Origin of the sequence: Paenibacillus sp. FSL H8-0457, from assembly GCF_038051935.1 — a bacterium.
Taxonomy (GTDB): Bacteria; Bacillota; Bacilli; order Paenibacillales; family Paenibacillaceae; genus Paenibacillus_AQ; species Paenibacillus_AQ lautus_A.
This window is the reverse complement of sequence record NZ_CP150293.1, coordinates 4,650,959-4,663,644: the sequence shown is the minus strand read 5'-3', so window position 1 is coordinate 4,663,644 and position 12,686 is coordinate 4,650,959. Positions and strand designations below refer to the sequence as shown.

13 protein-coding genes are annotated in these 12,686 nt (G+C 52.5%); 12 read left to right on the top strand and 1 reads right to left on the bottom strand.

Features of this window, described 5'->3' with window-relative positions:
* The first annotated feature begins 3 nt into the window (after positions 1–3).
* The 7 genes from MHI43_RS20620 (at position 4) to MHI43_RS20590 (ending at position 5,079) form a co-directional block, all read left to right on the top strand.
* On the top strand, positions 4–756 hold the full coding sequence (locus MHI43_RS20620; protein WP_036661656.1) for a vWA domain-containing protein: 753 nt from the start codon (positions 4–6) through the stop codon (positions 754–756).
* 11 nt (positions 757–767) lie between these two features.
* Positions 768–1,610: a hypothetical protein gene (locus MHI43_RS20615; RefSeq protein ID WP_015736240.1), complete on the top strand. Its 843-nt coding sequence runs from the start codon at positions 768–770 to the stop codon at positions 1,608–1,610.
* A gap of 196 nt (positions 1,611–1,806) precedes the next feature.
* Positions 1,807–2,190 (top strand): GntR family transcriptional regulator, encoded by a 384-nt coding sequence (locus tag MHI43_RS20610; RefSeq protein WP_341283159.1) that lies wholly within the window; start codon positions 1,807–1,809, stop codon positions 2,188–2,190.
* Complete coding sequence (locus MHI43_RS20605) at positions 2,187–3,107, top strand: ABC transporter ATP-binding protein (protein WP_036661572.1); 921 nt, start codon at positions 2,187–2,189, stop codon at positions 3,105–3,107. Before MHI43_RS20610 ends, MHI43_RS20605 begins: the two co-directional genes overlap by 4 nt.
* The gene (locus MHI43_RS20600; protein ID WP_036661570.1) at positions 3,079–3,672 is read left to right on the top strand and encodes an ABC-2 transporter permease; all 594 of its coding nucleotides are present in this window, start codon (positions 3,079–3,081) and stop codon (positions 3,670–3,672) included. The genes MHI43_RS20605 and MHI43_RS20600 overlap by 29 nt, the downstream gene beginning before the upstream one ends.
* A gap of 113 nt (positions 3,673–3,785) precedes the next feature.
* Positions 3,786–4,583, top strand: a complete 798-nt coding sequence (locus MHI43_RS20595; RefSeq protein ID WP_036661568.1) for an SDR family NAD(P)-dependent oxidoreductase — start codon at positions 3,786–3,788, stop codon at positions 4,581–4,583.
* 115 nt (positions 4,584–4,698) lie between these two features.
* Positions 4,699–5,079, top strand: coding sequence for a DnaJ family domain-containing protein (locus MHI43_RS20590; RefSeq protein ID WP_036661566.1), 381 nt, complete (start codon positions 4,699–4,701; stop codon positions 5,077–5,079).
* 69 nt (positions 5,080–5,148) lie between these two features.
* Here the strand turns inward: MHI43_RS20590 and gluQRS are convergent, their stop codons facing one another.
* Positions 5,149–6,126: a tRNA glutamyl-Q(34) synthetase GluQRS gene (gene gluQRS, locus MHI43_RS20585; RefSeq protein WP_036661564.1), complete on the bottom strand. Its 978-nt coding sequence runs from the start codon at positions 6,124–6,126 to the stop codon at positions 5,149–5,151.
* A 170-nt stretch (positions 6,127–6,296) separates the two neighbouring features.
* Between gluQRS and hrpB the strand changes: the two genes are divergently transcribed.
* The 5 genes from hrpB to MHI43_RS20560 all read left to right on the top strand — a co-directional run bounded on the left by hrpB (position 6,297) and on the right by MHI43_RS20560 (position 12,655).
* Positions 6,297–8,807, top strand: coding sequence for an ATP-dependent helicase HrpB (hrpB, locus tag MHI43_RS20580; RefSeq protein WP_036661559.1), 2,511 nt, complete (start codon positions 6,297–6,299; stop codon positions 8,805–8,807).
* 78 nt (positions 8,808–8,885) lie between these two features.
* Positions 8,886–9,437: a general stress protein gene (locus tag MHI43_RS20575; protein ID WP_036661557.1), complete on the top strand. Its 552-nt coding sequence runs from the start codon at positions 8,886–8,888 to the stop codon at positions 9,435–9,437.
* Positions 9,438–9,724: 287 nt separating this feature from the next.
* Complete coding sequence (locus MHI43_RS20570; protein ID WP_015736233.1) at positions 9,725–10,921, top strand: acyltransferase; 1,197 nt, start codon at positions 9,725–9,727, stop codon at positions 10,919–10,921.
* Positions 10,922–11,252: 331 nt separating this feature from the next.
* Positions 11,253–11,612 carry a helix-turn-helix transcriptional regulator gene (locus tag MHI43_RS20565; RefSeq protein WP_009590710.1) on the top strand — a complete coding sequence of 120 codons (360 nt, stop codon included), beginning with the start codon at positions 11,253–11,255 and terminating at the stop codon, positions 11,610–11,612.
* Positions 11,613–11,650: 38 nt separating this feature from the next.
* Positions 11,651–12,655: a Gfo/Idh/MocA family oxidoreductase gene (locus MHI43_RS20560; RefSeq protein ID WP_036661555.1), complete on the top strand. Its 1,005-nt coding sequence runs from the start codon at positions 11,651–11,653 to the stop codon at positions 12,653–12,655.
* Positions 12,656–12,686 lie beyond the last annotated feature (31 nt).

Sequence of the window (12,686 nt, the reverse complement as noted above, 5' to 3'; positions counted from 1 at the left end):
ACGATGAACTATACCATTCAAGCATCACAGCGCACGCCAGCGCTCATTATATATCTGATTGATATCAGCGCGTCCATGAATATGCTGATGGAGGATCGCAGAAGGATTGATGTTGTTTACGAAGCATTATCCTTAGCCATTCGGCAAATGGTGTTTCGTTCCACCAAGGGGAACCGGCTGACGCCGAGGTACCGGATTGCCATTCTTGCATACAGCGACGATGTATATGATTTGTTAAACGGGATCAAGGGCATTGACGAAATTGCGGCGATCGGCTCGCTTCCGGATTTGACGCCGAAGCGTTTCTCCGATTCGGCCAAAGCGTTTCTTCAGGCCGAGAAAATTCTGCAATCGGAGATTCCCAACATGCAGGATTGCCCTGCGCCGCTCGTATGCCATATGACGGATGGCGTGGCCACGGGAGAGGACCCGGAACCGATTGCCCGCCGTATCATGAATATGAGCGTTCCGGACGGAAACGTACTGGTGGAGAATATTTTCATCTCCGACCATCTGATGAACCAGCCGATCTCCGAACCACGCCGCTGGAAGGGGATATTGGCTGATACGCAGCTTGAGGATGAACACGCGCGCAAACTCAAGATGATGTCTTCCGTTCTTCCCGAAAGCTATCGAGAAATGCTGGTTGAGGCGGATTATCAGCTGAGTCCGGGGGCCTTGATGATGCTCCCGGGCACATGCTCCGAGCTGGTGTCCATCGGGTTCCAGATGTCAGCCGCCACGCCGGTAAGGTAAGAGGTCACAGCATGAAGCGATCATACGCTAGAAGCATGGAAACGTTGGGGATTCGCAAGCGGAAGGCTCAAGCAGCGTCGTTTTATTACGAGAGCAAGCAGACCGGGGAAGAGCCGCTTACGAAGATTAGGGATTTGTTCACATGTCGTTATGCGTATGGCAGAGCGGCGGAATCCGTCATGCTCTCCGAGACGGGCCAGGATTTCATTGCATTGAAAATGGATGAAGAGGTCTGCCATTTTGTATTGTGTGACGGCGTCGGCTTGAGTTATCGAGGCGATGTGGCTTCGCGCCTGCTCGGTCAGGGCTTGATGAACTGGCTGGATACGGTTGAAGATCCCACGTCCTCATCGCTGGAGCGCAAGCTGAAGGAACTAACGCATGAAGCAGATCGGGAAATGCGCACGCACTCGCTGAGCTCCGAAACCCCCAAGCTTCTGCGTGAAGTGCTGGAGGAGAAGCAGCGCAAGGGAAGCGAAGCCATGTACATATGCGGACGCATCGAGCGGTCATCGGGTTTTCGTCGAAAAGGAAGGCTGTGGCTTGCCTGGCAGGGAGACTCCAGGGTACGATTATGGCGTCAGCAGGACGAGATTACTTCAATATTCGGAGACCGCTTCCGAACGGCCGAACGCTGGTCTTCCCGCACCGGACCGATCGGAGGCAGTCCTCACGTGTTTACGTGCAAGCTGGAACCGGAGACCGGTTATCGCCTTCAATTATACAGCGACGGGCTTACGGATCTGGACCCGATGAAGGAGCCGATTCCCGATGAGCAAGTGCAAGTATTAATGAATGCCCGCCATACAGGCGGCCTGGAAGATGATGCTTCCTTTCTGGAGATCGTATGGTAATACAGAAATGACCGATTATTTCGCGAGCCGGACCCATGAGGTCCGGCTTTTTTTACTTGGATGCGATAATAAACGGAATTGACGCGGCATCATCTAGTGTGTATATTGTATATATACAATGAATACTTTATATACACATCATCAACATACCGAACCCTAATATCAGGTACAGCAAAGGCGGTGAATGATTATTGCGATGATTCAGATTATTCTATCCCATTCCGGCGGCGAGCCGATTTACTTGCAAATTGAAAGACAGATCCGGCAGAGCATCATGCGCGGAGAGATGAAGCCGGGAGAGCCGCTTCCTTCCATCCGGCAGCTAGCCAAGGACTTGGGAATCAGCGTTATTACGACGAAGAGGGCATACAGCGAGCTGGAAGCCGTGGGCTTGATCGAGTCGATGGTAGGCAGAGGCTCCTTCGTATCGGGAGGCAATCAAGATATGATTCGGGAGCAGCGCCTGCGCCTGATCGAGGATAAAATCAGGGACATTCTCGAGGAATGCCGGAGCATTCCTATAGAGGCCGAGGAATTGTTCGAGATGATCCATACAATAAACAAGGAGGAAACCGAATGAGGCATGTAGACGGAATAGAGGATCAGGATCAACCTGCAATGCAAATCAACCATCTGAGCAAGAAATATCCATCGTTTGCGCTGAACGACATTTCGCTTCTTATCCCTAAGGGATACATTACCGGATTGATCGGCCCCAACGGAGCCGGCAAGAGCACGCTCATCCGCTCCATCATGGGGATGGTTGTCCCGGATTCAGGCCAAATCGTCGTGAATGGCCGGCGGCTTCGCTCGGACGATGCAAGTTATAAGGAAGAGATCGGTTTTGTTTCGGACGAGAATATTTTTTATGAGTATTTAACGCTGAATCAAATTATCCGCATGACGTCCCCTTTTTATAAGCGCTGGAACAGCACCAGAATGGATCAGCTGATGCGGATGTTCGAGCTTCCCGGCAGAAAGAAACTAAAGGATTGCTCGAAAGGCATGAAAATGAAGTTTTCCATTGCGATGGCCATGGCCCATGATCCGCGAATATTGATTTTGGATGAGCCGACAGCGGGTCTTGATCCGGTATTTCGCAGAGAGCTGCTGCAATTGCTGAGCGATTTTATACAGGATGAGACCCGTACCATCCTGTTCTCGACGCATAATACGGATGATCTGGATCGAATCGCGGATTACATCACCTTTATTCACCGGGGTCGCATCGTGTTCAGTGAAGGCAAGGATGAAATTATCGACAAATATGTCATTGTCAAAGGCAGCAGCGACCTGTTGGACCCGGATGTCCGCAAGCAGTTTACCGGCCTCAAGGAAACGCCATACGGGTTCGAGGCTCTCTCGGCAAACCGGGAATCCGCGCACAAGCTGTTCGGAGACAGCGTGTTATACGAGCGGCCTGCCCTGGAGGATATTATGTATTACACTTCGAAAGGAGACGCTGTTCATGAGTCATATCGTTCCCCTCATTCATAAGGATTGGATGGTCATCCGTAAGTATGCTTGGCTCTTTGCGATCTGGCTGGCGTTGTTTTCGTTTGGCAATGCCGTCGGCATCTTAGGTTATATGGTGGCCGGGATGATGATCATCGTCATATCGAATACCGATTTGCATCCTTTCCATAAATATTCCATGAGCTTGCCGATACGTCGCCGGGACATTGTGTTGAGCAAGTATGTCTCTTCCCTCTTGTTTATGTTGATCGGGTTATTAGCGGGTTTCCTGATCCAAGTCGCTTATATCTGGTTAGGCGGGGATGGAGAAGGCGCTGTTCTTTATCAAAATATAGTGTCCGGCATTTCCTTGATCCTGTTTATAGCCGTGTACTATCCTCTCTATTATTGGCTGGGGCCCAAGGGCGGACAAACGCTGAAGCTGGTGCTGGTAGCGGTGTTGTTCGCGATTACGATGGCTATCAATACGGTGTGGTCGGATGGCCTGCAAACGGATTATCTTTGGTATGGACTCGGCATATCCTGCCTGGTGGTTTTCGCTTCATATCAGCTCTCAGCCTATATCTTTTCGCGAACGGACGTGTAAGTCCAACCGGATCTTGCAAAAAATTAGAAATCATGATTATAAAACAACTCCTTTTGGGTAATCTTGTGACAGATGAACGCATAACGGATAACGACAAAAGGAGCGTGTTGGACATGAATGAAGGACACGGACGTTTTCATGGGAGAACGGCGATCATTACCGGTGCCGGATCAGGCATCGGAAAGGCGGCTGCCATTCAGCTGGCAAAGGAAGGCGCGAATGTGGCCCTATTCGATCTGTTGGATGACAGGACCAACCAAGCGGAATCGGAAATCAACTCCATTCGCGAAGGGGCGGCCAGAGCATTCGACGTGGATACAACCGATCCCGACCGGGTGGAGAAGGCAGTCCTTGAAACGGTGGAGATATTTGGCGGCGTCGATATTGTATTTGCCAATGCGGGGATCAACGGCGTGATGACGCCGATTGATGAAATGAAGCTGGAGGAATGGGCCAAGACGCTGAACGTGAATTTGAACGGGACGTTTCTGACGGTCAAATATGCAATTCCGCATCTCAAGAAGAGGGGACAGGGAAGCATCATCATTACCAGCTCCGTCAATGGCACTCGAACCTTCTCCAACTTTGGCATGAGCGCTTATAGCACAACGAAAGCGGGACAGGTCGCCTTTGCGAAGATGGCTGCGCTGGAGCTGGCACAATTCAAAATCAGAGTGAATGTAATTTGTCCCGGCGCGATATCCACCAACATCGACCAAAGCACGAAGAAGCAAGGAGATTTGGAGGAAATCGTGATACCGGTTGAATATCCGGAAGGAAGTCAGCCGCTGGCAGACGGTCCGGGGACGCCTGAAGAGGTTGCCGATCTGGTGGCGTTTCTCGCTTCCGACCAGTCGAGGCATATTACAGGGGCGCAGATCTTCATAGATGGAGCGGAATCGCTGTTGTAATGTCTTAAGCGGGATCAGGTGCACCTGCGTGTGATTCCCTACTTTTTGAACTTGGAATATCTTGCGGGCTGATTTATGATGAGAGGACAGAGGAACAGGAGGAGGCTGGATTTACATGAGCATCTTTTACAGATTGGCTGAGCAGAAGATTGAGGAAGCGATCCGCAACGGAGAATTCGATAACCTGCCTCTTGCCGGCAAAAAACTCCCGATCGACGATCTTTCGCACATCCCGGAGGATTTGAGAATGTCCTACCGCATCATGAAAAACGCGGGTTACGTTCCTGAAGAAGTCACGCTTCGGAAGGAATGTGTCCAGCTCTATGATTTGCTCGGCGCTACCCGAAACGAGGGCGAGCAGGAGCAGCTCAAACGCAAGCTGAACGAAAAGCACCTTAGACTGCAGTTGCTGCTGGAACAGCGGGGGCTAAGCGGTAACAGCGCGTTTACGCAGTATGAGTCCAAGGTCAGGGAACGATTAACCGGTAAGGAATAACGGAACAGCGCCAGTCTTTCTTCTCGCCTCGAGAATGAAAGGGCTGGCGCTGATTGTTTTTCGCTAAAGTTAAAGCTCGAACAGCCGGTTTTTGACAGGATCCGTAATTTTTATGGGGAATGAAGAAACTTTCGATAAATCAAAAACAGGGATCAATTCCGCAGGAGTTGCTGCTTCCGGGTGATCCAGGAGGCCGGCTGTCCATGCCAGCCAGCCGGTTAAGCGTTCCGGCGCGATGCCCTGGCCGCGCAGAAAGGAGAGGCTGAGCCCGCGGGTTCTCTTGGCCAGCCGTTTGCCCTCCGCATCCACCATCAGCGGTGTGTGCGCAAACTGCGGCGGCTGATAGGACAGCGCTTCATACAACAGCAGCTGACGAGGGGTGGAGTCCAGAAGATCAGCTCCACGGAGCACATGGGTGATGCCCATTAGCGCGTCATCCACCACCACTGCGAGCTGATATGAAATGATATCGTCGGCTCTCCTCACGACAAAATCTCCGCCGTCGGATAGCCGGTAGCGCTGCACCCCGGCAATGCCGTCAACAAAGGAAACGATTCTGTGCGGCACCTTCATGCGCAGCGAAGGTTTCTTATGAAGCTCTTTCAGGGCAGCTTCCTCCCGGGTCAACTCTCGGCAGGTTCCCGGGTAGCGAAAACCCTCCGATGCAATGCCATGCGGTGCGCTGGCTGCTGCCGTAATATCCGCCCGGCTGCAATAGCAGGGGTACAACATACTGGATTCCTTCAGTTTGGCGATTTCCCGTTCGTATAACGCGTGGCGAGCAGCCTGATGATACGGCCCGCAGGCTCCGCCAACGCCGGGGCCTTCATCCCAATCCAATCCGAGCCATTCCAGATCTCTCATGATCTCGTCTGCGAGCTCTTGGCGGGAACGCTGCACATCGATATCTTCGATTCGGAGAATATATTGACCGTTCATACTCCTCATTTGCAGCCATCCAAGCAAAGCGGTCAAGGCATTGCCGATATGCATCTTACCTGATGGCGTAGGGGCAAAGCGGCCGCGAAATGTGGCTTGCTGCTCCATACATTTCACCTTCCGACTAATTGAATCTTGATGTTTCCATGGGAATGATACTCATATTGTAGCGCATATGCATCGATTCTCGCCAGCCAATGGCCTACTTGACGTAAATCGGCTGTTTAATATAATTAAGGGATTATATTGATATTCGATAGGATGACGGAGAGATATCCATGACTGAACTACCGATTCACCGAGTATTACCGCAATTGAAAAAGGCTTTATCAACAGGAACTCATGCCGTGTTGATCGCCGAACCGGGTGCAGGGAAGACGACGCAAGTGCCGCTTGCTTTTCTGAATGAACCTTGGCTTGCCGGCAAACGGATCATCATGCTGGAGCCCAGAAGGATCGCGGCCCGCTCAGCGGCTGGATATATGGCGTCCACATTGGGAGAAGCGATAGGAGAAACGATCGGGTACAGGGTCCGGATGGACAGCAAGATCGGACGGGACACCCGGATCGAGGTCGTCACGGAAGGCGTTTTGACGCGGATGCTGCAGGATGATCCGGAATTGACCGGCATCGGCATGATTATATTCGACGAATTTCATGAGCGGAATTTGCAGGCCGATGCCGGACTGGCTTTTGCGATGGAATCCCAAGCGGTGCTGCGGGAAGATTTAAGGCTGCTGGTCATGTCCGCTACCCTTGAGGCGGAGCCGGTTGCAAAGCTCCTTGGAGACGCACCGGTCATCGTCAGCGAAGGGCGTGCTTTTCCGGTAACGACTCGCTATCTGCGCTCGTTCCCACTGGATGAGATACATAAAGGTGCTGCTAACGCCATTATGCGCGCGCTCTCGGAACAGGAAGGCGATATTCTCGTATTTTTGCCAGGGGCTCGTGAAATCAGGCGGACCGCGAATGAATTATTAAGAACGGGCTTAAGCCCAGAAGTCGTCATTCGTGAATTATACAGCGCCCTTCCGGCGGAGAAGCAGGATGAAGCCATAAAACGCGATGTGAACGGACGGCGTAAAATTGTTCTGTCCACTAGCATCGCGGAGAGCAGCATTACCATTCAGGGGATCAAAACCGTCGTGGACAGCGGTTATATGCGAACAGAGGTATTCTCCCCGAGAACGGGACTGCCGCAATTGATCACGAGGCGGCTGTCCAGAGCGTCCGCCGATCAGAGAAGGGGCAGGGCAGGCCGCGTCTCGGCCGGCGTGTGCTATCGCTTGTGGAGTGAGGAAGAGCACCGCCATCTGCCGGAGAGTACCATTCCGGCGATCCGCGAATCCGATCTTGCGCCGCTGGCCTTGGAATTGGCCGTATGGGGTGCGCGTGATCCGGAGCAGCTCGCTTGGCTTGACGCGCCGCCTCGGCTGGCCTATGCGCAAGGTCAAGCGTTATTGAAGCAGCTATCGGCTCTGGATGATACGGGCAGCATCACCCGGCACGGCCGTGAGATGGCGCTGCTTGGAGTTCATCCGAGGCTGGCTCACATGCTGCTGAAGGCACAGGAAATCGGCGAGGCCCCGCTAGCCATCCGAATCGCTGTTCTGCTTCAGGAGCGCGATATACTGAGCCGAAGCGATGCGCTTCGGGACCAGGATTTGCGTTCGCGCGTGGAACAGTTTCTCTTGTTTGAACAGCAAGGACTGCGATCCGCCCAACAGGACACGGCGAACGAAGCCGTGCTGCAGCGGATGAAACAAGAGATTCGGAAGCTCCATGCCCAGCTGAATATCGAATATGCAGCTGACGGTGACCTGAACCTCTGCGGCCTGCTGCTGTCGTTTGCCTATCCGGATCGGATCGCGAAGAACAGGGGAGGCAGCGGGTTTCTCATGCGCAGCGGCAGGGGCGTGAAGTTGGCTGCGGTTCAGCCTATGAGCCGTGCCCGGTACATTGTGGCCGCAGCCGTAGATGATCAAGGTGCAGACGGGAATATCCAGCTAGCTTCCGAAATGGATGAAGCCTGGCTTGAGCAGTATTATCTTGACGAGATGGAACAGCAGAAAGAAGTCGCATGGGATACAGCTTCCGGCAGCATCAGGGCCAGGCAGAAGCTGATGCTGGGAGCCATCGTGGTCAAGGAACAAGCCTATCCCAATCCGACAGGGGAGGAAATAGCGCGCGCCTTGCTGCAAGGGATCAGGCAGGAGGGCCTTGGCTTATTTCAGTGGAGCAAGGCGGCCGTGCAGCTGAGAGAACGGATGGCCTTTATGTTCCGGCACGAAGCCGAAGGGGATTGGCCGGATGTATCGGACGAAGGATTGCTGGATCGCGCGGAAGCGTGGCTGCTTCCTTATTTGGACGGGCTGCGGAATCGTAATGATATCAGGCGACTGGCACCCGGAACGCTCTTGGAGCATATGCTCAGCTGGGAGCAGAAGCAGCAGCTTCAAAAAGAAGCCCCGACGCATATCAAGGTGCCGAGCGGGTCGCAGATCCCGATCAACTACAGCAACCCTGAACAGCCGTTTCTGGCCGTTCGTCTGCAGGAGATGTTCGGGATGCGGGACACGCCGCGCATTGCCGGCGGGCGCGTTGCGCTGACCTTACATTTGTTGTCGCCTGCGCAGAGACCGGTCCAGGTTACCTCGGATCTGTCGAGCTTTTGGGCAAACGGGTATTACGAGGTGAAAAAGGACCTAAAGGGTAGATATCCTAAGCATTATTGGCCTGATGATCCGCTGGAGGCGATTGCAACAAATCGGACCAGACCCAAGGCATAACAAGGCAGCGCCACGTTTAATTTCCCCTCCCGTCGGGTAATGTTAAATATGAACGACCACCGATGAGGAGGGTTTATCATGGAGAAGAAAGTTGTTGGGGTATTTCGTTCGGAACAGGAGGCCGCTCAAGCTATAGAGCAGCTGCAGCGGCACGGAATTCCGAACGATGCCATTTCCATTATAGCGAAGGACAAACGCGAGGCGGACATGATAGCCGAGCAGACGGGAACGATGGCTCCCGAAGGAGTAGCTGCGGGTGCAGCAACAGGCGGCATACTTGGAGGCACGGCAGGATTGCTGGCTGGACTGGGAGCCCTCGCCATACCCGGCATCGGCCCGATTCTTGCGGCCGGACCGATAGCAGCGACGCTTACGGGCGCAGCAGTCGGTGCGGGAGCCGGCGGGCTGGTCGGAGGTTTTATCGGCCTTGGCATCCCGGAAGATGAGGCGAAGGAATATGAGTCCTATGTCGAGCAGGGAAGGATTCTCGTTCTGGTTGACGCCGATCAAGAGAATACCGGCATTTACGATATATTCCGCGATTACGATTACAGAAACGAGGGGCGATACGGTGCGGCTGATCCAGACCGGGACGACACATTGCCGCCTCGAGGAACTACGCTGCTGTAAAGGCGCGTGAACCGGTTCCGATTCGGAACCGGTTTTTTTGTGGTTAGAAAGTAACACTTCCTCATTTGTGCCTTGTAGATATTCGTTTAGAAACGAGGTCGCTACCCGCGGTAAGTCTTCCGTGAACGCACGCCGATAGAAGTTTTCAATATATACATAATCATACGGATGAATGCTAGGTTATGGAGTCAGCCGTCATGCCCAGTAAATAATTGGATTAGCCCGTCAAGGGAGAAGTCCCTTACAATGAGGTTGATTATACGAAGCCAGCATGAAGGGGGAGCAGTATGTCCAAACAAAGAATTCCGGAAATCGAGCGCCTCCGAGGAATGGCCTTCCTGGCTGTGGTTTTGCAGCACTCCATCGCGCATTATTCGGTAGCGCCGGGGATGACGGCAAACGATGGCCTGATGATGGGCTTCCTCCTGATGGCGACGAAATTCGCTGTGCCCGTCTTTATTTTTATTACCGGCATGGTGCTGTTTTATAATGATAAAGGCCGTTTACAATACGGCAGGTTCATCAAAAGACGATTCGGCGACATTTATGTTCCTTTTGCCTTATGGACCCTGATCACGTTATTAATCAATCATAAGTTTAATCCCGCATTGATCGGGGACTGGAAATTTCTTGGGGAAGTATGGTTAACCGGAAAAGCCAGCTCGCATTTTTGGTATATTATTATGCTGTTCCAATTTTATTTGCTGTATCCACTCTTCAGATCCGCCATACTGGGAATCAAGGAACGATGCGGCATACGGACGCAGCTTACGATACTGGTTCTTTCCGGGCTTCTGTACGTGGGATTAACGGGAGTGATCAACGATATCGGACACTGGATGGGAAGTTTGAGCATACCGGTGTGGAGCGAGCTGTTCACAACCTATGCGGATCGGAATGCACTTTATTATTTCTTCTATTTTGCGCTTGGGGCAGCAGCCGGCTTATATCATGCCTCTTGGATAAAATGGCTGGAGAAGGCCCGGCCGGCCATATGGCTGGTCTTTGCATTTACGTTCGGCTGGATGCTCATGCAGGCCGTGAATGAAATCCGTTCAGCGGAGAATGGAGCGATCACGTTCTATTCCTTGTCGCTGCTGCGGCCGATGATGGCGCTTTTCCTGATTAGCTCCATCATGGTCATGTACGATACGGCCGGCTGGATTACCCGGCATGCCGGAGCGCGGACGAATGCGCTCCTAACCTCCATTGGAGTCTATTCGTACGGTGCTTACCTGATGCATTTATTAACGCTCCGGATAAGCTATGCAGTCGATGAGTATCTGCTGATTGGTATGCCATCTCTGGTGAGGATCCTTTCTTCATGGATCATCAGCGTGGCGATAGCGTACGCCGCAACGCGCCTGCTTGCAAAGCTGCCGTTCGGAAAATGGCTCGTCGGCATCGCGGGTGCACGGAACCCTCGCTCTATTCGGCCATACGGAAAATCGCATCCATCCGCCGGGACAACCACCGGCATGTGAAAATAAAATGAAGCCCACCCTTTAGTGTGGGCTTTTTCGTGGGCTCGCGCCATCGTTCCTAAGACCCAAACGAACCAAACGAACCAAACGACCGAACCAACAACAGTTGAAAAACCAAACATTATACAATTGCAACATATGAAAAATTCATAATAGAAAAAACATGCGCATCCCTGCCTCATTCCCATGCGACCATCACCTACCAACGTTTCAATCCACGCCTTCTTGGTTTAAAAAGAGAAGGATGCTTCCTATTGTGCAAACTGGGAAACTGTGGGTTATAATAAGGTATATTATGGGACAAGTAGCTCGTGAAGGAGGAGGCGTCCGAATGGCATTTATGATCGCGCAGCGCGCTTTTATCAAAGTATATCTTATTACCATGGTGGAGCAGCAGCGCGGATATGGATATCAGATGCTCGAAGAACTTCGGCAGGAATTCAAGAGCCATGGATATTCGCCGCCGCAAAGCGAAATCTATCGTGCGCTTCATGAATTGGTGCAGGAGGGTGTTCTATACCGTACCAAACAGCTGAAAGGAAACGATCCGCGGGTCGATTTCCAGGAAATCGTACTTTATCATTTTACTGACGAAGGTGCCGAGAAGGCCAAACTCTATAAAAAACAGGTTAAGACCGATTTGGATCGATGCTTGGGGATCCTTCATAAAGCCGTAAACGACAATTATTAAAAATCGATCCGGAATGCAGCCAAAGGAGGAATGACCTCGTGAGCAAGAAACTGCGCTTTGGGATTATGAGTACCGCTCGAATTGCAAGAAATTCAATGATACCCGGCATATTGAAATCGGAACGCTGTGAGGTTGGGGCCGTCGCAAGCCGCAATGCCGATAAAGCCAGGGAGCTCGCGGAACGATACCATATTAAAACATACTATGGTTCTTACGATGAGCTTCTGGCCGATCCCGACATTGATGCGGTGTATATTCCGTTGCCGAATCACCTGCATAAACCTTGGACCATCAGAGCCGCTGAGGCCGGAAAGCATGTCCTGTGCGAGAAACCGGCGGCCCTGACGGAAACGGATGTCCGTGAGATGGCAGAGGCAGCCAAAGCACACAACGTGCTGTTCGCCGAAGCCTTCATGTACCGCTACCATCCGAAGCACGCGCGCGTCCGCGAAATCATCGAAAGCGGCGAAATCGGCCATCTTCGCGGAATACACGGGTCGTTCACCTTCAACAATGCGGAGGATAAAAGCAATGTCCGCTACAGCAAGGACATGGGCGGAGGTTCGATCTACGACGTGGGATGTTATCCCATCTCGGCGGCGAGAATGATATACGGACAGGAGCCTAAAGCCGTGACGGCCCACGCTTTTTTCTCCGAGGAGCATGACGGCGTGGACATGATGGTCCATGGAATGATGGAATTTGACAATGGACTGGGCCTGACATTTGACTGCGGCATGTGGACCTACTCCAGATGCTCGTTAGAGATTGCGGGAACCGACGGCAGGATCGAGCTGCCCTCCGCCTTCGGCTGGGAGAGAATGGAGGATATGGCCCAGATATTCGTTCATACGGCCAAGGGAACCCGCGAGGAGAAAGTGGGGATTTACAACCATTTTGCCCTGCAAGCGGACGCCATGGCTGCTGCCGTGATGGATGGCGCACCATTGCCATACGGTCCGGAAGATGCCATCAGCAATATCAGAGCCATCGAAGCATGCCTTCAAGCTGCGAGATCTTCGTCGCGGGTGGAAATTAAATAAAGCTGCGCTATCAAATATTAACCCTATACCT